The sequence below is a fragment of the Ruegeria sp. Ofav3-42 genome (assembly GCF_022347725.1).
In the GTDB taxonomy this organism is placed as follows: Bacteria; Pseudomonadota; Alphaproteobacteria; order Rhodobacterales; family Rhodobacteraceae; genus Ruegeria.
In genome coordinates, this window is sequence record NZ_JAKRGB010000001.1 from 524,982 (window position 1) to 546,470 (window position 21,489).

Genomic DNA, 21,489 nt, shown 5'->3' on the forward strand with positions numbered 1-21,489 from the left:
CGAGAATGATTATCAACCATCCCCTTCTGGGTCCGCGCGACGCCTCGGAGTTCACCTATCTGGGTGATGCGTCGCTGATCGACCGCCCGGACTGGCAGGACGAAAACGCGGCTGACGCGTTCTATGAATACGGCTATCTGCGCGACAATCCCGCAGGCAAGCATCAGGAATTGTGGTTTCACGAGGCGGGCGACCGGTCCTGGCTGGTCGTAACCCGTGACACCACCACACACGAGATTTTCAAGGTAGAACTGGCCCGCGATGTGGCCCGCGCGCGGGGGCGATCCAAATGACGCAAAACAACCGACTGAGCGGCGGCCAGATCGACCGCAATACCACTGTGAACTTCCGGTTCGATAACCGCAGCTACACCGCGCATCCCGGCGATACACTTGCTTCCGCCCTGCTGGCCAATGACGTGCGGCTGATCGGACGCTCGTTCAAATACCACCGCCCGCGTGGGCTGTTGACTGCGGGCTCCGAAGAGCCCAATGGCATTGTGGAACTGCGCACCGGTGCCCGTAAAGAGCCCAACACCCGCGCTACGACGATTGAGATGTTCGACGGGCTGGAAGCGAATTCGCAGAATCGTTGGCCCAGCCTGAAATTCGATGCGTTGGCCGTGAACGATCTGTTCTCAAATTTCCTGTCCGCCGGGTTCTACTACAAGACCTTCATGTGGCCCGCTGCCTTTTGGGAAAAGGTTTACGAGCCGATCATCCGCCGCGCCGCGGGCCTCGGCTCTCTGTCGATGGAGGCTGATCCCGACGAGTATGACAAGGGGTTCCGCCATTGCGACCTGCTGATCATCGGTGCCGGCCCATCGGGGTTGATGGCAGCCCTAACGGCCGGGCGTGCTGGTGCAGATGTCATTCTGGCAGACGAAGATTTCAAACTCGGTGGACGCCTGAACAGCGAGACATTCTCGGTAGGCGATCAAAACGCCAGCGACTGGGCCGCACAGGCCGTCGCAGAATTGTCGGCCATGCCTAACGTTCGTCTGATGACCAGAACGACCGTCATTGGTGCCTTCGATCACGGCATCTATGGCGCAGTTGAACGGACCGGAGACCACCTGGCCACCCTGCCCGTTGGCAAACCCCGTCAGATCCTGTGGCGCATTTATACAAAGAAGGCGTTGCTCTGCGCTGGCGCGACCGAACGGCCCATTGCGTTCGAGAACAACGACCGCCCAGGCATCATTATGGCTAGCGCGCTGCGGACCTATGCAAACCGGTTTGCAGTTACGGCCTCTCAGCGTGTGGCGATCTTTACCAACAACGACGACGGTCACCGCACGGCCGCTGATCTGCATGCCAAGGGTGTTCACATCAGCGCCGTTATCGATGTGCGTGAGGATGCCCCGACCAACTATGACTACGAGGTCCTGAGCGGAGCGCAAGTCATTGATACTAAGGGGCGTCTTGGGTTGACCTTTGTCGAAGTCGCCCTGCCGGACGGCTCGACCCGAACGCTGGACTGCGGCGCACTGGGTGTTTCGGGAGGCTGGAACCCGAATGTTCACCTGACCTGCCATCAACGTGGACGACCGGTTTGGAATGAGGATCTGGACGCATTTGTGCCGGGTTCAAATCTGCCGGTGGGTCTGTCTGTCGCGGGTGCTGCAAATGGGGTGATGTCTACCCATGGTGCATTGCAGTCCGGTGCAAACAGCGCTGCCGAAGCGCTGGAGCTGACCAACGCTCTGCCCGAACTGCCCGCAGCCGAAGACGCCCCTGTCTCGCAAAAACCATTCTGGTATGTCGAAGGCTGCAAGCGCGCGTGGCTGGATCAGCAGAACGACGTGACTGTCAAGGACGTCAAGCTCAGCTATCAGGAAGGGTTCCGGTCGGTTGAACACTTGAAACGCTATACCACGTTGGGCATGGCGACCGATCAGGGCAAAACCTCGAACATCTCAGCTCTGGCGATCATGGCCGAGGTAGCCGGAAAGTCGATCCCCGAAACCGGGACCACCATTTTCCGCCCGCCCTACACGCCCGTCCCGATCGCCACCTTTGCTGGCCGAATGAAAGGACAAGAGTTCCACCCGACCCGTTTGACGCCTTCGCATTATTGGGCCAAGGAACGTGGAGCTGTGTTTGTCGAGGTCGGCAATTGGTTGCGCGCGCAGTGGTTCCCCCTGCCCGGCGAAACGCATTGGCGCGAGTCCGTTGATCGCGAGGTACGCCAGACCCGAGCGTCAGTCGGTGTTTGCGACTGTACGACGCTGGGCAAAATCGACGTTCAGGGCACGGATGCGGCAGCATTTCTGAACCGGGTCTATGCCAACGGTTTTGCAAAATTGGCCGTGGGCAAAACCCGCTACGGGCTGATGCTGCGTGAAGACGGCATGGTGATGGATGATGGTACCGCCGCGCGTCTGGCAGAGGATCATTTTGTCGTCACGACTACCACGGCGAATGCCGTAAGTGTCTATCGCCACATGGAATTCGTGCGCCAATGTCTGTTCCCGGACATGGACGTTCAGCTGATTTCGACCACTGAGGCCTGGGCACAATACGCTGTCGCGGGTCCCAACTCGCGCAAGTTGCTGCAAAAGATCGTGGACCCAGAGTTCGATATTTCGAACGAGACGTTCCCGTTCATGGCCTGCGGCAACGTCACTGTCTGCGGTGGATTGCGCGCACGGTTGTTCCGGATCTCGTTCTCTGGCGAACTGGCATTCGAAATCGCTGTGCCCTCACGCTATGGCGACGCCATGATGCGGCATTTGATGGCCCAGGGTGAAGAGTTCGACGTTACCCCCTATGGCACCGAAGCGCTGGGCGTCATGCGGATCGAAAAGGGGCACGCGGCCGGCAGTGAACTGAATGGCACCACAACGGCGTTGAACCTTGGCATGGGTAAGATGGTGTCCAAAAAGAAAGACAGCATCGGCTCGACCCTGTCCGAACGGGAGGCTTTGAACGAACCGGACGTTCTGAAACTGGTCGGCATCAAACCCGTATCGCCGGAGGAGAAGATCACTGCCGGTGGCCACCTGATGAACACCGACGGACCGGTCGATGCCGCGCATGATCAGGGATATGTCACCTCGGCAGTCTATTCGCCCATTCTGAACAGCAATATCGGGCTGGGGCTTTTGAAGAACGGCTCTGACCGGATGGGCGAGAAGATGCGCCTTGTCTCCCCCCTTACCAATCTGACTGTCGACGTCGAAATCGTATCGGCCCATTTCGTTGACCCTGAAGGAGAGCGTCTGCGTGCATGATCTAGTTGCAATAACCGCATTGAGCGGAGCTGAACCACGCGTCGACGCTGTTGGCGGTGTCACTTGTACGGAATATCCGGGCGTCGCCATCGCCTCAGTCGCGGCCCGTCTGGGACAGGAAGCCGCAGCCCGAAAGGCCTTGTCCAATCTGATCGGAGCGCCTGCGCCGGATGTTGGTCAGCTTGCCGGTGAAACAGTGAAAGCCTTTTGGGCAAGCCCAGACCAATGGATGATCGAAGCACCGTTCGGTACGCACGAAGACATCGCGGATCAGGTGAAGGCCGCTGTGGGCGGCACCGCATCCGTGACCGAGCAAACGGACGGGTGGACCCGGTTTGATCTGAAGGGTGAACACATTCCGGCCGTGCTGGAACTGATGTGCATGCTTGATCTGCGCAAGATCGACTCGGGCAGCGCATCAAGGTGTGCGATTCACCACATCGGCTGCTTTGTTCTTTGCCGATCACCTGAGTTGTTCAGCATCTACGGCCCCCGATCCTCGGCCGGTTCGCTGCATCATGCGATCATCACGGCCATGCGGTCGGCGCTTTAGGTCAACACTCAGACTGACGGCAGCGGCGCATTATCTTCGACCCGGAAACGGTTGATTCGACGGCGATCTTCGCTGGGGCTCAACCCAAAGGCCGAGCGGTAATGCGTCACCAAAGGTGCAACGGAACCATAACCGATCGCAGCCGCAATCTCTGCGATCGGGTCCTTGGTATAAACCACCATCTGCCGCGCCGCCTTCATGCGCATGGCACGGTAGTAGTGGCTGGGGCTTTGACCTGTCGCCTGTTTGAACGCCCGCTCGACCTGTCGCGGCGTCACCCCGATCTGCAGCGCAACATCCGCAATCGAGATCGGCTCGCTCATATGCCCGCCAAACAGCTCGACACAACGCGCGACCAGCGGTGGAAGGCTGTCACCTGTGTCAGGCATAGTTGCGGCGGGTACTTGCTGACGAACCCCTGCCCCACGCATCATCGGATGCTGGAACCAGCACGCGACTTCGTGGGCAATATCGCCGCCCAGACGCTCTTCGATCAGATGCAGGGCCAGATCAAAGCCAGCGGCAGCGCCGGCCGCAGTGTATCGGGTGGCCGCTTTGACGATCACCTCGCTGCGGGCATCGATCTCGGGGAATTCGGCAAGGAATGCAGCCTCGTAACACCAATGCACCGAAACAGGGTGGCCATTCATCAACCCGGAGCGAACCAACGGAAATACGCCGCCGCTGATCCCGCCCAATACAGTGCCGTGCCGCCCCAGGTTGCGCAAAGCACCGTTGCCGACATTTGGTTTATCGAAGCCCGAAGTCGGGCTGCTGAGCAGGAACAGAATGTCCGCGTTTCTGCATTCGGCAAGAGGTCGTTCGGCCTCGAACCGGACACCGGCGCTGGATCGAACCTTTTGCCCGTGCTCGGAGACCAATGACCAGCAGAAGGCTTCCTGCCCCGCGATCTCATTGGCCGCCCGCAAGGGTTCGATCACCGAAGTCAGGCAGGCCATGGGAAATCCGTCAAACAACAAAAAGACGATTTCGATTCTGTTTTCCTTGCGCATAGGGCTGTCCTAGCAGGAATTCCGCGCCAGCCCTACGCGAAGTTCACGCCCAACGGACTAACCCAATGACCGCCGAGGTCGCGTAGAACCCCTGCAGCAAGAGGAACGTCCAGCGGCGATCAATCACCGCCCAAGCCGCGAACAGCCCCGAGGAAAGCAGCAGTAAGGTAAAGCCCAACAACTCGGCCCCAATGTTCGAGGCGATCAGCAAAGCATAGGCCATAGCTAAAACCGACCCGGTAATCTCGAACACGGTCGTCAGGCCGCGTCGGTTCGGGGTTTCAATCCGGTAGGTCATACTTCGCCCTTTCGCTTTAGAAAATCGACCAGCAACGCTGAGATCAGCTCTGGTTGGTCCTCCATCGCGAAGTGACCGCAGTCTTCCAGCACGTGCAGTTCCGATCCGGGGATCGCCGCGTGCAGCTTGTGCGCCCAGTCCACCACTTGCCACGCATCGTCAGCGCCCCAGATCACTTGAACCGGCAGCGCGCCAAGCTCGCCATAGCGCGGGGCAACATCATTAGTGTGATCCGGGACGTAATGCCGAACCTGATGCTGAAACAGGCTGCCCTGCCCAATCGGGCCACTGATGAAATCGAGGTATGTTTCTAAAGACGTATCCGCCAGCCGCTGCTTGTTCTGAACCGTCGAATACAGCCAGTCCCGAAAATGTGCTCGGTGATCGGCGTCCGGAGCTTTGATCAGCGACTCAAGTCCCGCCTGCATCTGCTGGTGCGTCCGTTCGGACGGCCAGCTGTCAAAACTGACGACATCGATCATGGTCAGGGACCGCAAACGCTGCGGCGATTGAAGCGCGAAACGCTGCGCCACACCACCGCCGATGTCATGAGCGATCACGTGCAGATCATCCACCCCCCACAGGTCCAGCATCCCCTCAAGGACCGGAACCTGCCCCGTCACCGACGTATCGACCTCCGGGTCCCAGGGCCGTTCGGATAGGCCGTAGCCCAACAAGTCGAAAACATGGACCTTGTAACCCGCTGCCGTCAGTTCAGGCACAACGTTACGCCAGATGATGGACGACGACGGCGTACCATGGATCAGAACGACGGGATCTCCGTCACCGTGGGTTCCATGGGCAATACGCGTGCCGTTTATCAGGGCGTGGTCGTTAACGAGGTGTTCCATGTCAAAGCTCCGCAGTTTTGTCTTTTCCAGTCAGTAGCCCGGCGTTATGATGTGACACAAATGAATGATTGACATGTTGTGATCTATTTTTGTCATGGAGGAATGTATGGCCGAGCGATTGGAAATTGATGCGTTGCGCGCCCTTTTGGCCATCGCAACCCATGGCGGAGTGACCCGCGCTGCCGAACATCTTGCGCTGTCACAATCGGCGGTGAGTCACAAAATCAGGCGGTTGGAACAAGCTTTGGACTGCGATCTGCTGGCACGCCGAGCGGGCGCCCCGTTGTTTACTGATGCGGGCCTGCGCCTGTGCGACTACGCCCGCCGGATATGCGAACTGCACGATGAGGCGCTTTCCGGACTCGGCAAAAAACCCTTGGCCGGAGCCATACGCTTGGGTATGACCGAGGACACCACTACAAGCGGTATCGCTCGCATTTTGGGGCGTTTCACCCGGTTGCATCCGGACGTTCAGGTCCGTACGCGCACCAGCCAAAGCCTGAATGTGCAAGAGTGGCTGAAGGCGGGTGAACTTGATGTGGCTGTGATGCAGATCTTTCTTCGCGACGTTCTGCCGGATGATCTGGTCTTGTTCGAGGACACGCTGCATTGGGTCAAATCGCCGGATTTTCAGATGGATCTGTCAGCGCCCGTTCCATTCCTGTCCTTCGACAGCCAATGCTTCTATCGGATGTGGGGTTTTGGCTTACAGGGGCACAGGTTCGACAACGTTCTGGAATGCCCCAGCGCCGCTGGCATCCAATCCGCGGTGCGGTCCGGCTTGGGGGTCGCATTGCTGAACGGGTTGCACGTCACACCGGACATGGAGGTGATCGACGGAGTCTTCCCCGACCCTCCGACCATCGCATATGTCGCGCGCATGCATGTCAAACGCCGAAACCCCGCCGCAATGGCGTTGATCCGCGAAGTTGGCCGTGAAGTCCAAAGCACCAATCCCCTCAGGGCTACCGGCTGAACCTAGCGGGTTGTGCGCCTCAACCCGAAGCGAAACCAGCGGACATTCGCGCCCGGCGGCGCTGGATCGACTGACGGAAAGCCCAATCGGAAATCAGGGTTAGAGGTATCAAAACCCTTTCGCCAACACCGTCTATGACGACAAGCTTGCCGTTTCGCTCTTCCGCGCGGACAATATTCTCAAAGCTCAGGTCTCCGACAATAATCCGCCCGCGTTCAAGGTCGTCCATCAGTTCCAGGAATTCATCGCGCAGCTGCCGGCTCTTTTCCGGATCGTTGCGCGCCGCTGCCCGCTCGGATTCGAGGGTCGGGGCCAATTCTCCATCCGGACCGGTCAGCTTTTCCACGACCAGGGCGGGACCCAGCGAGGTCGCGCAGAACCCCATGAAACGCGCCAGCCGCTCAATTTCGGGACAGTTGCGGCTCAGCGCGGCCAGATACTCATTCGCCTCGCGGTTCCACTGGCGTAAATTCCCGTATCGCCTTTCTGCAAGGCGCGGAATGGCGTGATGGCGGACCGGCTCATCCACCCTGACTTTCAACAACGCACAATCGATCAGCGGATGCTGGAAAATCCGGTAGTTGCGGCTTGCGCGCAAAGGTTGGAAATCGCTGAGGTCGATCATATCGATATGCTGCATGTGGTTAGTCACTTATCCCGGAAACGGCGTTGTGCTTCAAATTGGTAGACCTTATTTACTTTTTTCAGTTCGGGAAACAACCTGCCGAGGCGAAAAATGAACTCAGGACCAATCCAATAGGCGCATGTGCTCCTATGTCTGCAGCAATTTACGGCCGAAGTGCCAAACCAATTATCAGAATGGCCAGAGTAAGCGAATTCAAGCTGGCGGACCCACATAGGAATGCAAAGTCCGTGCTTTTGATCAGGTCTCGTCAATACCCCGGTCACGTTCCTGCAACGCGCGAATACGCATACGCTGGGCTGCGTGAATATGGGCGCGCATAGCCAGTTCTGCAGCAGCACCGTCCCGGGATTTCAGGGCTTCCATAACGTTGCGATGTTCGCCCACGGCTGCTTCAGCACGGTCGTTGTCCAACAATTGAGACGGCCCCAGTATCAATAGCGCCTTTTGCAGTGACAGTATGGACTTGGAAAGAAAACGGTTCTTGGCCGCGTCCAACAGCGTGGCGTGAAACACCCGGTTCATCCGCGCGGCCTCGGGGCCTGTGCCCGCTTCGGCCAGACGATCGTTCAGCGCGTTCAGCTCATCCAGTTCGACGTCGGATGCCGCGCGCGCCGCCAGCCTTGCCGCAGTGCCCTCAAGCACTGCGCGCATCTCATAAAGCTCCATGACTTCGGCATAGCCAAGGCTGCGCACCGTCGCGCCCAGCCTGGGAATATGGGTGACCAGCCCGTCGGCCTCAAGTTGTCGGATCGCCTCGCGCACTGGCGTTCGGCTGACGCCAAGCCGTTCGGAAAGTTCGATTTCCCGCAACCTGTCACCCGGCATCAAAGTGCCTTCGCGGACCTCATCCAGCAAACGGTGGTAGGCGGAATTACCCTGTGGACCGGGCTGCGTCGTCTCATCCTGAGTTTTCATCGTTCTCTATATTGCAAATCTCTTCCCGTTGTATACATTTGGATACACAAACGAGTCAACGAAAATGGAAACCGACTTTGTCATCCCAAAGCCCGATTCAAACCGCCCTGAGGCGGAAGTCGCTGACATTCGCGATGGCCATTTTGGGAACCGCCATTTTCTGGGCGTTGAGTCTGCCTCTGCCGTTTCTGTTCGGCCCGATGTCTGCGTGTCTCATCGCGGCACTTTCCCATGCGCCGTTACAGGGATTTGGACAAATCTCAATCGCGGCCAGAACCATTCTGGGGGTCGCTGTCGGCGCTTCGATCACGCCAAGTCTTTTTGCCGAGCTGCCCAAAATGGCGGCGTCAATTATGCTGATCCCCTTCTTCATCATTCTGATTGCATTGGTTGGCGTGCCGTTCTTTCGCAAAGTCTGGGGGTTTGACGACAAGACGGCTTTTTATGCGGCCATGCCAGGCGGATTACAGGACATGATCATCTTTGGCACCGAGGCCGGGGCCAATCCGCGAACGCTTTCCCTGATCCATGGAACGCGTGTTCTGATCATCGTGACTCTGGCACCCCTGTTCCTGACGGTGTTCTACGACGCCGAATTGACCAACCCGGTTGGCGAACCTGCGTCTGCCCTGCCCCCGCATGAGCTGCTGCTGATGGTGGTCGCTGCCATTGTCGGGTGGAAAGGCGGAGAAAAGATCGGGCTTTTTGGCGCCTCAATTCTCGGGCCGATGATCCTGACGGCCGCGCTGTCGCTCGGAGATTTTATTCATACCCGCCCTCCGCGCGAAGCGATCCTGTTGGCGCAGTTCTTCATCGGATGCGAAATCGGCGTCAAGTTTGTTGGTGTTACGTGGCCGGAACTCAGGCGCGTAGTCGCGGCGGGCGTAGCCTATGTCGTTGTTTTGGCCGTACTGGCCGCTGGGTTTACAGCGGTGGTCACCACCCTTGGGTTTGGGCGGCCGGTCGAAGCTTTTCTGGCATTCGCACCGGGCGGTCAGGCTGAAATGACGGTGCTGGCCATCGTGTCAGGTGCCGATCTGGGGTTCGTTATCACCCACCATCTGACGCGGATCGTACTGGTGATTATTGGCGCCCCGATCGTGGCCAATATTCTTCTGCGCTGGTCCAAGTCGCGGGAGTAGCCCGTTCACTTCAAGACCCTTCGCGCACCAGCCCTGCTGCCAAAACCTGCAGGCAGAAATCTTGATAGATCTGGTGTGGGTGGCGGAGAGACAGGGATTCGAACCCTGGAGACGGTTTCCCGCCTACACACTTTCCAGGCGTGCGCCTTCGACCACTCGGCCACCTCTCCGTGCCGGCGATATTTGGACTATCGCCGAGGGATTTGCAAGGCCCGATTAGAGTGAAAATTCACCCGCAATCAAAAGCCTTGCAAACGCGGTCAAACCTCGTCTCCGTCACCATCAGCCAAATCAGCCTCAGTCATCTCGACCGGCTCTGATGATGGATTCGCAGACGGCGTTTTGTTGATGTCCTTGTCGGGTTGGGTTTTGCTCGATTGCAACGTCTCGGGATTGCGTAACCAAACATCGCGCTGCGCAAACGGGATCTCGATCCCTTCTTCGACAAAGCGGCGGTTGATCTCGTGGTTCATGTCGGACTTCACTGACAGAACCCAATTCACGTCACGCAGGATGGCGCGGATTTCAAAGTCCAGCGAATCTGCGCCAAAGCCTTGGAACACGACACTAGGTGCCGGATTCGCCAAAACCATCGGGTGTGCATTGGCTATTTCACCTAGGATTTTTTCGACCAGCCGGGTGTCGGTGCCATAGGCGACGCCCACCGGGACTATCACACGCCCAATCGTATTGCCGCGCGTGTAGTTGGTGACAACACCGCTGATCAGGTCTGAATTGGGAACGATCACATCCGTCCGATCAAACGTCTCGATCCGAGTGGATCGGACCGAGATATCACGGACGTAGCCCATCATCCCGTTGACATCGATCCAGTCGCCTTTCGAGATCGGTCGTTCGACCAAGAGGATAATACCGGACACGAAATTCGACACGATAGTCTGCAGACCAAAGCCGATACCAACCGACAAGGCACCGGCGACGATCGCCAGAGAGGACAAGTTGAAACCGGCAATCGTGATTGCCACCAAAGCAGCGATGAAAACACCGACATACCCGGTGCCTGCCACAATCGCGTTCTGCCCGCCCGGATCGATACTGGTCTTCGGCAGCAGCGAGTTTCGCAATCCGCTTTGCAACATCCGCGTCAGGCCGTAACCGACAGCGAAAATGGCAAGGAAAGTGAAGAAATTGCTAGGCGAAATGGTCACGCCGCCGATGTCAAAGCCCTGTAGCAGGCGCGACCAGACCTCTTGCAGATCGGTTTCCCTCGCCCCCCAGTACAGGGCGAGGATCGGCATGGCCAGAATGGCCATGGCAAAACCGATGAGCACCGAAAACAGCGAGTCTTTTGCCTTGTCGCCCTGCCCGCTCAGCCATCCGTAAACGGATGTCAGGAAGCGTTGGACAATCACCAGCGCTGCTATCAGGACCAGCGACCTTACGGCCGGGAAAACGATGGCTTCGGCTGCGTTCGTATAGCCAAGAACCGCCAGAATCGGGCTGGCGATACCAAGGAAGAATAGCGCCCGGCGAATGAACTCGACCAGTTGACTGAACCCGGCGGCGCGCGCCGGTGCGGATGGTTCATCCGTGTCAACCGGGATGTCCACACTTCTGACCCGGCGAACACGCAGCAAAAGCAACGCGGTGGCGATAATGACCGGAAAGGCGACGACGGCCCGCGTTGCATCCGAGATATTCTCGATCTGCTCGAACAGGTTCACCAGTTCGTGCAGGATCAGGAAAGCCGCCAGCATGTCGAGATAGACACGCAGTTCCGTGACTTTTTGCCGGGACAGCTTTTGGAATCCCTGCGCCTCTTGCAGCACATAAACCTGCCGACCAATCCAGTCGTAATAGAGGGCAATCGCAGCCCAGTACGGAACGTTTTCCATGAGCAGCGTACCACGCAGCCCCAGAACACCTGTCAGAACAATGGCCTCGACAATCAGCCATACGCCAAGCCATGGCAGCAGAATACGAAGCAGCGAGGTCAGGAACGCCCAGACACCGCTTCCCTGCCCGCCCAAACGGCGCAAGTATTCTCCGGCGGCTTCCGACCAACGCTTACCGTAAAACAGCAAAATGCCGGCGACGACGACCAGGAACAAAATGCCCAAACCACGGTCGCGCAACCGCTCGTGCACCACGTCGGTTTTCAGATTTCGCCGCGCCTCGTTGAACAGAGCTCGCGCTGCGTCGTTCACATCCACCCAGGCCGGGGCCCAATGGATCGGGTTCAATGGGGATGGCCCACGCTCTAACAGCTCTTTTGTCTGGCGATCCCGGAGCAATTGGTCGATTTCGAAGATCAGACCATTGGCGCGGCTGAATGCTTCTTCCGATATGATTCTCGGCACGCGCAGACTGTTGAGCTGCTCATCCAGGTGTTCGCGAAGAGTCGCAATATCCTCGGGCTCGGTCGCGTCGCCTTCCGGTTCGGGTCCAAGCGCCTTGAGCTGGTTTTCCAGCGTCTGGATACGCTCGGTGTTCAGGCCGCGCGCTTTATTGAAGTCATCCCTGTAATCGTTGATTTCAGACCGTAAGTTCTCCAGCGACGCGTTCGAGGCCCGATTGGCCTCGATAACCATCTCGGCCCGGTCCGCCGTTTTGACCCATCCCTGATAATATTCGCTTTGTCGATCGGTAAGCTGAGCGGCCACGGGGCCGCCCAGTATGGCGAAACATACTGCGATCAGAGTTACGAACAGGCGAACCTGCCGCAGCATCATACGTCCTCGAACACGCCGGGAATGCTACGCGGGGACTCGGTCATCCAATCGGGAACCGGCAGCTCTTTTTCGCGCAGGAAATCGGGGTTGAACAACTTGGACTGATAGCGGGTGCCGTAGTCGCACAGGATGGTCACAATGGTGTGGCCCGGCCCCAGATCCTTGGCCAGACGCACCGCGCCCGCCATGTTGATTGCGGTCGAACCGCCCATGACCAGACCTTCTTCGCGCAGCAGGTCGAAGATGTAAGGAAGCGCCTCGTTGTCAGTCATCTGGTAGGCGAAATCCGGTTTGAAGCCTTCCAGATTTTTGGTGATGCGAACCTGACCAATACCTTCCGCGATCGAGCCACCCTCCATCGCGATCTCGCCGGTGGTGTAGTACGAGTACAGCCCCGCCCCCATCGGATCGACCAATCCAATCTTGACGCCTTTGGGCTGCAACGCATCGGCCACACCGGCCAGCGTTCCACCCGAACCTACGGCACAGACAAAGCCGTCGACCTTCCCATTGGTCTGCTCCCAGATTTCGGGGCCGGTCGTTTCAACATGCGCCTGGCGGTTGGCAACGTTGTCGAACTGGTTCGCCCAGATCGCGCCATTGGGCTCGGTCTGTGCAAGCTCCTCGGCCAGACGGCGCGAATAATGCACAAAGTTGTTGGGGTTGCGATAAGGCGCGGCCGGAACCTGAACCAGTTGAGCGCCAGCCAGCCGCAGCATGTCCTTTTTCTCTTCAGACTGCGTTTCCGGAATGACGATGACAGTCTTGAACCCCATCGACGCGCCGACAAGCGCCAGACCGATGCCCGTGTTTCCTGCTGTACCTTCGACAATGGTGCCGCCCGGCTTCAGGTCGCCGCGCGCAATCGCATCGCGAATGATGTACAATGCTGCACGATCCTTGACCGATTGGCCGGGGTTCATGAATTCGGCCTTGCCGAGAATCTCGCACCCGGTCTCTTCGCTGATGCGACGCAGACGGATCAGCGGGGTTTTTCCGACTGCGTCGGCAAGGTCTCGTGCTATGCGCATGGCGCCCTCATTTCATTACGGATCAACGCAGATTTACCTTTGCCGTGCGGCAACCACAAGCGGCGAAAGTCATCCACGCAGACGGTCGCGATGGCGCGCAAGCCAATGGGCCAGCGCCAAAAGCGGCAAATCCTTGAAGCCGTGACTGTCCACCCGGTCCATGAAGTCCTGGTAGGGCAGAATTTGCGTTCGAATATCCTCACCCTCGGTCGCTAGCCCGCCATCTTCGATGGTTTTGGTCAGATCGGCCAAACCGACAAAGAGATACACATACTCGGTCGACGACCCGCTGGAGGAGTAGGCTCCACCGGCATTCTCCAGCCGATCCAATGTGATCTGGGCTTCTTCCTCAGCCTCTCTCAGCGCAGCCTGTTCCGGCGTTTCTCCGGGGTCGATCATTCCGGCGACCGGTTCCCACATCCAGGGTTCGGGATCGTCGGCCAGAAAGATCGGCGCTCTGAACTGCTCGACCAAAAGCACAGTGTCCCGCAGCGGGTCGTATGGCAGAACAATCACGGCGCTGCCTTGCATCAAGCCGCTTCGGTTCAGGGTTTTCCCCATCGACCCATCGTGCTGACGATGCTGCAGTGCGATCTCTTCCATTCCAAAGTAGTCAATATAGGCGTGCGTATGGCTGTGGACGATGACATCTTTGGCTATATCCCTTGGATCACCAGTAGATCGCTTGCGCGCATCCAACTTGGCCCAAGCGCGCGTTCGGATCGACGGAAAGCTGCGCTCAATCCTATCGGCATCGACCCTGCCGTAATACGCCATGACCTCTTGCGCAGCGAGAACGGTCAGCTCTCCCCACTCGTCCGCCCATTCCTGCAAAGACCACGGCTGATCCGGGGTCCAAAGACCCGGTTCTGGGTAAAACACGCTGGCTTGGGCCTTTGATCCATCGGGCAAATCCACGCTCTGGGGGCTGAGGTCGTAATCAAAGCCGCCTTCGTAATAAATCAACCGCTTACGGTCTTCGTCGCTTAACCCCTTGACCAAAAGCCCCCGTGCGACTCCGCCATCTTCTCGCAAGATCATCGGAAACACCTGGTCCTGCACGCCATAGACCGCGTGGTCGCTCAAAGATGCCTGGGATATGTCAAGCTGGGACGAGGCGCGCCCCAGAACAAGCTTGAGCAATGGCATATGCCGGAGCGTGCCGTAGAAAAACAGATCGGACACAGTTGGAGACTTTCGTTTTCTTGATTTACTGAATCAACGCCAGCGGCGGCTGGCTTCCTCGGTGGCAAGGCCCGCAATCAGAGCACCGATTGCCAACGTCCACAGAATCTCGGGCGCCAGCAATTGTTGTCCGTATTCGATCCCGATCTGAAAAATGGCGATAAGCGCCTCGAACGGGCCGTCAAACCGATGCCGCATGGCCAGTCGGAACATCTCATAGACGCCCTGAACAAACAGGCCCCAGAACACCAGCGCCGCGATGCCTGTAAGCCCGTTGTTGACTGCGGCGGTCCAGCCCCGCCCGGCACGCTTACCCATGATCCACCACCCGCAGACCAGGCCAAGGATCATGTTGACATAGGTGAATGACCCGTAGGCCTTACCCTCTTCTCCGTTCTCGATGACCATGCCCGAAACCAGAAATGCCACGATCAAAAGACATACAGCAGCAATTAAACGTGCGGCACTGGGCATTAGGTGGGTCCGTTCCTTAACTCGGTTTCGCTATAGTGATCTGTGTCACATCGCAATTACCGGTGTCAAAGGCTGCGCCGCAGGCGGTCAAATAATAATTCCACATGCGGCGGAAACGCTCATCAAAGCCCATTTCCGAAATTTCGTCCCACTTGTCGTTGAAGGTTTCATACCAGCGACGCAGTGTCAGATCATAGCTTTTGCCGAATTCCTTGGATTTCACGACTTTCAGGCCGGCACTTGCCACCTGTTCTTTTAGAATAGACGGGGCCGGAAGCATCCCGCCCGGAAAGATATATTTCTGAATGAAATCAATACCATTACGGTACACATCCCATCTGTGATCCGCGACAGTGATGATCTGCAGAGTCGCTTTTGCGCCGGGCTTTAGGCGTTCGCGTACGGTTTCGAAGTACACTGGCCAATATTTCTGGCCAACGGCTTCGAACATCTCGATTGATGCAATACCATCATATAACCCGCGCTCATCCCGATAGTCTTGCAACTTGAGCTCAACCATATCAGAAAGCCCAGCCTTTTCCATGCGTTGTCTGGCAAACTTCAACTGCTCCTGACTGATCGTCAAACCTGTGACCCGAAGGCCACGCTCTTTTGCAGCATATTCGGCAAAGCCACCCCAACCGCAGCCGATTTCCAGGATGTGATCGCCTGGTTTTGCACCCATTTCGTCAACAAGACTTGCGTATTTTGCAGTCTGCGCCTTTTCCAGACTTTCCTGCCCCGTCTCAAACAGAGCGCTGGAGTAGGTCATCGTGTCGTCCAGCCACAATCCATAGAATTCATTCCCCAGATCATAGTGGTACGAGATGTTCTTTCTGGCTTGGGTCCGGTTGTTGTTGTGTAGCCAGAACCGCAGCCTTTCATACATCTGGACCAGAACCTTGCCGGTAAAGTCGTCATAAACGGTTTCACTGCCCAAGTGCACAAGATCCATGAAGGATCGCAGGTCGGGTGTGCTCCAGTCGCCTTCCAAATAAGCATCCGAAAAGCCCAGCTCGCCCTCCCGGATCAGTCGCGAGAAGACATCCGGGTTATGAATTTCAACGCGAGCAACAGGTCCCGGTTTCGCGCCCTCTGATCGAAACACCCGACCGTCCGGTAACGCAATATCCAGCCGCCCGGTCTCCATCCGGTTCAGCATCTTGAAGACTTGTGCAAAGTATCTGGGCAGCTCGGTCTGCCCGTCCGTCGTCGTTAAAATCATCCGCTCTCCCCTGTGCGGCCTCGCAATAAAGCTAGGCCGAGTTTGTGTTTCTGGCAAGTTTTCAATTCGTTACCGGGGTTTTCGGCCTTCATAGGCCGCCAAAGCGCGCTGCCGACCGGTGGCCATTTCGACGACCGGCTGCGGGTACGGATCGGTTGGGCTAAGGTTCCATGATCTCGGAACCGCATCGAAATAGGCCAGTGCCGTCGCCGGAGGATCGGGCTGACCTTCGGCAATCCACTGCCTGACATAGTCCGATTGCGGGTCAAACTTTTTTCGCTGTGTCTGTGGATTGAAGATGCGAAAGAATGGCGATGCGTCAGGTCCGGACCCTGCAACCCATTGCCATCCCATAGCATTTGCCGCCGGGTCCCAGTCCGTCAGACAATCCGCGAACCAATCCATCCCGATTTTCCAGTGGGTCATCAGATGCTTGGTCAGGTAACTCGCCACGACCATCCGCGCCCTGTTGTGCATCCGTCCGGTCACATACATCTGGCGCAATCCGGCATCGACCGCAAGCACACCGGTTCTGGCCTGCCGCCATGCCGTCACCTCGGGAAGATTGGCATCCGTATTCCACGGAAACGTGTCCCATTCCGGCTTCCAGTTTCTGCTTAACAGACGAGGATTGTGAAACAAAAGGTGATAGGCGAACTCACGCCAGACCAGTTGGCGCAAATAGGGTTCAACTCCGCGAACGCCGGTCATCCCCGCCCGCTGAACCGCATGCCAAACGCTGCGCGGTCCGATTTCACCCAGAGACAGATATTCTGACAGGTTAGAAGTTCCGTCCAAATCCAGACGATCCCGGTTGTCCGCATATGGGGTGATGCGATCCAAGAACTGGTGCAGGGCCTCAAACGCAGCCGGCTCACCGGGGCGAACATAACGCGCGACGACCAATGCGCCACGTTTCATCTGCGTGCCCAAATGCCAGTCTACCAGGTCGTCTGACGCAGGCCATTGTGCGGGCGGTTGCACATGGGTTGGTGCGATTGTTGGTGCGGGAACGTCCCGGTTTTGCACAGCCCTCCACATCGGTGTGAAAACGCGGAAAGGTTGGGCCGACTTTGTCGCCACAGACCAAGGTTCGAACAAAAGGTGTCCAGCAAAAGACTTGGCCGAAACGCCTTGCTCGGTCAGTGCTGTTTTAATCTTAGTATCCCGCACAATCGCGTCAGGGTCATAGGCGCGCGACCAGAAAACGTGTTTTGCCCCGGATTGGATAATCAGCTCTTGCAGAACAGCCAGCGCATCCCCGCGCCTTAGGATCAGGCGGCTGCCAACCTTCTCAAGCGAACAGGCGAAGGTTTCAAGGCCCAGTCCCAGCCGCCATTTCGGAGCTGCCCCAAGCGCCTCTACCGTTTCATCCAGAAAAAATACTGGAATGACAGGTCGACCTGTCTCAATAGCTGCAGATAGCGCCGGGTGGTCCGACAGGCGCAAATCCCGTCGGAACCACATAATGATCGGTGACCGCTCGTTTTCCATGTCCGCCCTGGTGTTTTCTTCGGTTACGAAGGAGAGCGGAAACTGGATCACAAAACGTCGTCAAGTGCATTCAATAGCTGATCAATTTCCTGTTGAGAGGTATAGTGCGTGAAACTGACCCGCAGAACACCCTGATCCAGATCGACCCCCATTGCCTGTAGTGGGCGCACGGCATAGAAATCGCCGCCACCTGCCATGATGCCATGCCCGACAAGATCGGCGGCAACGGCTTCGGCGTTGCGGTTCAGCGCCAATGCTACCGTGGGCGCGCGGCGGTTGGCATCGGACGTCCCGATAAGGCGCACAGCATTGCGATCTTTTACGGCATCCAAAACCGGCTGCAGCAGAGCGACCTCCTGCGCGCGCATCAAGTCGTGCACGAAGGTGCCGCGTTCGGTAGCTCCGGCCTCGGGCCCGTTGTGATGATCGCTCAGCAGGTCGACATAATCCGCCATGCCGGCGCTAGCTGCGATCTGGGCGTGGTCGGGTCCGGCCGGGGTGAACCGCTTATACAAAACGTCCCCGTTGAAGTAGTGCGCCTGGTTCGGCAGCATTTCACCTAACGTACGGCGGATCACCATGCAGCCCTGATGCGGACCATATGTCTTGTAGGCCGAGAACAGGTAGATATCCGGCCCAAGATCGCCCACATTCGGGAACCCGTGCGGTGCGTAAGATACGCCGTCCACACATACGAACGCCCCGGCGGCATGGGCGATCGCGGTGATTTCGGTGACCGGGTTGATCTCTCCGATCACGTTAGAGCAATGGGGAAAGCACACCAGACGCACGCTTTCGTCCAGCATGTTCTCCAGATCCATCGGATTGAGCGATCCCGTCTCCGGATCAATCTGCCACTCGCGGATTTCAATTCCTTCATCGGCCAGACGCCGCCACGGACCGGAGTTCGCCTCGTGATCCTGATTGGTGACAATAATCGCCTCACCCGGCTTCATCCATTGGCGAAAAGCCTGTGCCAGAACATAAGTGTTTTGCGTGGTTGAAGGCCCAAAACTCAGTTCGTCGGTGTCGACCCCCAGAATGGCAGCCATACGGGCGCGGGCTTCGTCCATTTCTTCACCGGCCAGACGGCTTGCATCGTAGGGGCTATATGGCTGAACCTTGCGCCGTGTGTAATACCGCGTCAGGCGGTCAAGCACCGGCTTGCAAGTGTATGACCCGCCTGCATTCTCGAAGAATGCTTGCCCCTGCAGGCTGGGCTCGGAAAATGCCGGGAACTGCGCCCGAACAAAATCAATATCAAGGGATGTCATCCCGCCTCACTCCTTGGTCGTTGTCCACGTCTTGATTGTCGGTCCGCTCATGATCCCGGACCGCTCCGAAAACATGGCAGGTCTTCCAGCCAAGCCGCAGTCCAGTCACAAGTCCTTGGTCCGGCGGCAGCCACAGGTACAGTTATCCTCCTGCTCCTGCGACCGGCTCAGATAACCTGACGATTGCAGCCCGGTCAAGCTTTGCCGCTGATGCCGGATTCTGTCATCAGGTTTTGGCACTGTACCCACATACAAACGACCGTGAGGAACCAACATGAACTACAAACCCAAGGATTTTCTTGTGTGGGGAGAATTGCCTGTGCGGGATATGGAACAGGCCATCGCCTTTTACTCAACAGTAACCGGTGCGACACTGGAATTGGCGCAAGATGCGCCCAACCCCATGGCTGTATTCAATCCCACCGATCCTGCAACCGGCGTTGCCTTGCATCTTCACCCCGGCAAGCCCGCCGAGAAGGGACAGGGACCGACATTGCATCTGGCCGCTGAAGGCGCGTTGGAGGACGTCATGAAACGGGTCGAAGATGCAGGCGGGAAAGTCGTGTCCGAGCCAATCCAAATTCCGGCCGGTCGGTTCTTTTATGCGACAGACCCAGATGGCAACTCTGTTGGCTTCTTTGAAGGCACATAAGAAAAAAGGCCGGGCAGCTTGGCCCGGCCTTTTTCAGGATCAAGAGACAGGCGTTAGCCTTGTACCTTGGTATAGGTCCCCTCGCCCGCCAGAATTCCGCGGAAACCGCCGGGCTCATCCAGTCCGAAGACGATCAGGGGCAGGTTGTTGTCGCGCGCCAGCGCAATGGCCGAAGCATCCATGACCCGCAGCCGTTTGGCCAGCACATCGTCATAAGTGACCGTGTCATAGCGGACCGCATCCGCGTGCTCTTTGGGATCTTTGTCATAGACCCCGTCCACGCCGTTCTTGCCCATGAAGATCGCCTGACAGGCCATTTCGTTGGCGCGCAACGTCGCGGCAGTGTCGGTGGTGAAATACGGGTTGCCGGTACCGGCAGCAAAGATGCAGACCCGTTTCTTTTCCAGGTGGCGCACAGCGCGGCGGCGGATATAGGGCTCACACACTTCGTCCATACGGATGGCCGAGATAACCCGGGTGAACACGCCGATCTCTTCCAGTGCGGACTGCATCCCCAGTGCGTTCATCACCGTGGCCAACATGCCCATGTAGTCGGCCGTCGTCCGCTCCATCCCCTGCGCCGAACCGCTTAGGCCGCGGAAGATGTTCCCGCCCCCGATCACCATGCAGATCTCGACGCCCAGATCGTGCACCGATTTGACCTCTTGCGCGATACGCTGAACTGTTGGCGGATGCAGGCCGAACCCCTGATCGCCCATAAGCGCCTCGCCCGAAATTTTCAGCATCACGCGATCGTATTTTGTCTTCGTGTTCTCGATGATATCGGTGGTCGGGGAAAGGGTCATGTTGCGCTCCGGGCTGGCACGGGTTTATTTTCCGGCGCAAAATGAAGCAAAACCTCCGCAGGTTCAATGCGGTTGGTAAGGAATGAGGCGGCCCTTAATGACCGATCCCGCAGAAACGCAGATTTTGGACCGCCTGCCCCCAATTCCTGACGAAAAACCCGTGCTGATTGCCGGGCCCACTGCGTCGGGTAAGTCGGCCCTGGCCCTGCTGATCGCCGAGCAGTTTGGAGGGGTGATCGTGAATGCTGATGCAAGCCAGGTCTACGATTGCTGGCGCGTGATTTCTGCCCGGCCGTCAGCCGAAGAGGAAGCACGCGCGCCGCATCTGCTGTACGGCCATATCGCCTATGACCAGACCTATTCCACCGGCCACTGGCTGCGCGAGGTGAAACCGCTACTGCAGAGTGGTACGCGCCCGATCATCGTCGGCGGCACGGGCCTCTATTTTTCCGCGCTGACCGAAGGGATGGCCGACATACCCGCGACGCCTCCGGAAATCCGGGCTGAGGCCGACACGCTGACACTGCAAACCCTGATCGAAGGGGTCGATGCCCGAACGCTGGCCCGGATCGACACCCAAAACCGCGCGCGGGTTCAGCGCGCATGGGAAGTGCAACAGGCCTCGGGTCGTAGTCTCAGCGACTGGCAAGAGGAAACTCCGCCGCCAATTCTGGATGTGAAGAACACGGTGCCCACCGTATTTGACGTGGACAAACAATGGCTTCTGGAACGGATAACGCGCCGCTTTGATCAGATGCTGGATACCGGTGCGTTGCAGGAGGTGGAAAGCATGCGAGAGCTGTACGATCCGTCCCTGCCCGCATTCAAAGCCATCGGAGTACCCGAACTTATGGCCTATCTTGATGGCGAAATGACGCTGGAAGAGGCCCGCGATCGGGCAACGATTTCAACGCGGCAATTCGCAAAGCGGCAGCGCACCTGGTTCCGCGCGCGTATGAAATCCTGGAATCGGATTGATTTATCAAAATGATACCTCAAAAAACTAAGGCGGAAAAATAACAGTCG

Annotated in this window: 20 protein-coding genes and 1 tRNA gene; 7 read left to right on the forward strand and 14 right to left on the reverse strand. The window is 57.8% G+C overall.

Features of this window, described 5'->3' with window-relative positions; translation table 11 throughout:
• Positions 1-5 precede the first annotated feature (5 nt).
• Genes MHN28_RS02605 through MHN28_RS02615 form a run of 3 tightly spaced genes read left to right on the forward strand, consistent with a single transcriptional unit; the run spans position 6 to position 3,788 of the window.
• A complete protein-coding gene (locus MHN28_RS02605; protein ID WP_239335614.1) occupies positions 6-293 on the forward strand; it encodes a sarcosine oxidase subunit delta in 288 nt (95 codons plus the stop codon).
• Entirely contained in the window at positions 290-3,235 is a 2,946-nt protein-coding gene (locus MHN28_RS02610) for a sarcosine oxidase subunit alpha family protein (RefSeq protein ID WP_239335616.1), read from the forward strand. The genes MHN28_RS02605 and MHN28_RS02610 overlap by 4 nt, the downstream gene beginning before the upstream one ends.
• The gene (locus MHN28_RS02615) at positions 3,228-3,788 is read left to right on the forward strand and encodes a sarcosine oxidase subunit gamma (protein WP_239335618.1); all 561 of its coding nucleotides are present in this window, start codon (positions 3,228-3,230) and stop codon (positions 3,786-3,788) included. Before MHN28_RS02610 ends, MHN28_RS02615 begins: the two co-directional genes overlap by 8 nt.
• 8 nt (positions 3,789-3,796) lie before the next feature.
• Here the strand turns inward: MHN28_RS02615 and MHN28_RS02620 are convergent, their stop codons facing one another.
• Genes MHN28_RS02620 through MHN28_RS02630 form a run of 3 tightly spaced genes read right to left on the reverse strand, consistent with a single transcriptional unit; the run spans position 3,797 to position 5,950 of the window.
• Positions 3,797-4,801, reverse strand: coding sequence for a GlxA family transcriptional regulator (locus tag MHN28_RS02620; protein ID WP_239335620.1), 1,005 nt, complete (start codon positions 4,799-4,801; stop codon positions 3,797-3,799).
• A gap of 43 nt (positions 4,802-4,844) precedes the next feature.
• The gene (locus MHN28_RS02625) at positions 4,845-5,099 is read right to left on the reverse strand and encodes a hypothetical protein (protein ID WP_239335622.1); all 255 of its coding nucleotides are present in this window, start codon (positions 5,097-5,099) and stop codon (positions 4,845-4,847) included.
• Positions 5,096-5,950, reverse strand: a complete 855-nt coding sequence (locus MHN28_RS02630; RefSeq protein ID WP_239335624.1) for an alpha/beta fold hydrolase — start codon at positions 5,948-5,950, stop codon at positions 5,096-5,098. Before MHN28_RS02630 ends, MHN28_RS02625 begins: the two co-directional genes overlap by 4 nt.
• Positions 5,951-6,056: 106 nt before the next feature.
• Here MHN28_RS02630 and MHN28_RS02635 point away from each other — a divergent pair, with 106 nt between their 5' ends.
• Entirely contained in the window at positions 6,057-6,926 is an 870-nt protein-coding gene (locus MHN28_RS02635; protein WP_239335626.1) for a LysR family transcriptional regulator, read from the forward strand.
• Positions 6,927-6,945: 19 nt separating this feature from the next.
• Here MHN28_RS02635 and MHN28_RS02640 read toward each other — a convergent pair whose 3' ends face one another.
• Positions 6,946-7,566: a YrbL family protein gene (locus MHN28_RS02640; RefSeq protein WP_239335628.1), complete on the reverse strand. Its 621-nt coding sequence runs from the start codon at positions 7,564-7,566 to the stop codon at positions 6,946-6,948.
• 243 nt (positions 7,567-7,809) lie between these two features.
• Positions 7,810-8,487: a GntR family transcriptional regulator gene (locus MHN28_RS02645; RefSeq protein ID WP_239335630.1), complete on the reverse strand. Its 678-nt coding sequence runs from the start codon at positions 8,485-8,487 to the stop codon at positions 7,810-7,812.
• Positions 8,488-8,621: 134 nt separating this feature from the next.
• On the opposite strand from MHN28_RS02645, the gene MHN28_RS02650 reads away from it, so the two are divergent.
• Entirely contained in the window at positions 8,622-9,629 is a 1,008-nt protein-coding gene (locus MHN28_RS02650; protein ID WP_239335632.1) for an AbrB family transcriptional regulator, read from the forward strand.
• An 80-nt stretch (positions 9,630-9,709) separates the two neighbouring features.
• Here MHN28_RS02650 and MHN28_RS02655 read toward each other — a convergent pair.
• The 8 genes from MHN28_RS02655 to MHN28_RS02690 all read right to left on the reverse strand — a co-directional run bounded on the left by MHN28_RS02655 (position 9,710) and on the right by MHN28_RS02690 (position 19,005).
• Positions 9,710-9,799 (reverse strand) — tRNA-Ser (locus tag MHN28_RS02655).
• 90 nt (positions 9,800-9,889) lie between these two features.
• A complete protein-coding gene (locus MHN28_RS02660) occupies positions 9,890-12,319 on the reverse strand; it encodes a DUF3772 domain-containing protein (protein WP_239335634.1) in 2,430 nt (809 codons plus the stop codon).
• Positions 12,319-13,353: a cysteine synthase A gene (locus tag MHN28_RS02665; protein ID WP_239335636.1), complete on the reverse strand. Its 1,035-nt coding sequence runs from the start codon at positions 13,351-13,353 to the stop codon at positions 12,319-12,321. The genes MHN28_RS02660 and MHN28_RS02665 overlap by 1 nt, the downstream gene beginning before the upstream one ends.
• Positions 13,354-13,422: 69 nt before the next feature.
• Positions 13,423-14,538, reverse strand: a complete 1,116-nt coding sequence (locus tag MHN28_RS02670) for an NUDIX domain-containing protein (RefSeq protein ID WP_239335638.1) — start codon at positions 14,536-14,538, stop codon at positions 13,423-13,425.
• Positions 14,539-14,571: 33 nt separating this feature from the next.
• Positions 14,572-15,012, reverse strand: coding sequence for a TrgA family protein (locus tag MHN28_RS02675; protein ID WP_239335640.1), 441 nt, complete (start codon positions 15,010-15,012; stop codon positions 14,572-14,574).
• A 16-nt stretch (positions 15,013-15,028) separates the two neighbouring features.
• The gene (locus tag MHN28_RS02680) at positions 15,029-16,237 is read right to left on the reverse strand and encodes a cyclopropane-fatty-acyl-phospholipid synthase family protein (RefSeq protein ID WP_239335642.1); all 1,209 of its coding nucleotides are present in this window, start codon (positions 16,235-16,237) and stop codon (positions 15,029-15,031) included.
• A 69-nt stretch (positions 16,238-16,306) separates the two neighbouring features.
• Positions 16,307-17,731: a deoxyribodipyrimidine photo-lyase gene (locus MHN28_RS02685; protein ID WP_239335701.1), complete on the reverse strand. Its 1,425-nt coding sequence runs from the start codon at positions 17,729-17,731 to the stop codon at positions 16,307-16,309.
• 47 nt (positions 17,732-17,778) lie between these two features.
• Positions 17,779-19,005 (reverse strand): aminotransferase class V-fold PLP-dependent enzyme, encoded by a 1,227-nt coding sequence (locus MHN28_RS02690; RefSeq protein WP_239335644.1) that lies wholly within the window; start codon positions 19,003-19,005, stop codon positions 17,779-17,781.
• Between the two features lie 274 nt (positions 19,006-19,279).
• Between MHN28_RS02690 and MHN28_RS02695 the strand changes: the two genes are divergently transcribed.
• A complete protein-coding gene (locus tag MHN28_RS02695; protein ID WP_239335646.1) occupies positions 19,280-19,657 on the forward strand; it encodes a VOC family protein in 378 nt (125 codons plus the stop codon).
• A 53-nt stretch (positions 19,658-19,710) separates the two neighbouring features.
• Here MHN28_RS02695 and pyrH read toward each other — a convergent pair whose 3' ends face one another.
• The gene (gene pyrH / locus MHN28_RS02700) at positions 19,711-20,463 is read right to left on the reverse strand and encodes a UMP kinase (RefSeq protein WP_239335648.1); all 753 of its coding nucleotides are present in this window, start codon (positions 20,461-20,463) and stop codon (positions 19,711-19,713) included.
• A gap of 97 nt (positions 20,464-20,560) precedes the next feature.
• Here pyrH and miaA point away from each other — a divergent pair, with 97 nt between their 5' ends.
• Entirely contained in the window at positions 20,561-21,454 is an 894-nt protein-coding gene (gene miaA, locus MHN28_RS02705; RefSeq protein WP_239335660.1) for a tRNA (adenosine(37)-N6)-dimethylallyltransferase MiaA, read from the forward strand.
• Positions 21,455-21,489 lie beyond the last annotated feature (35 nt).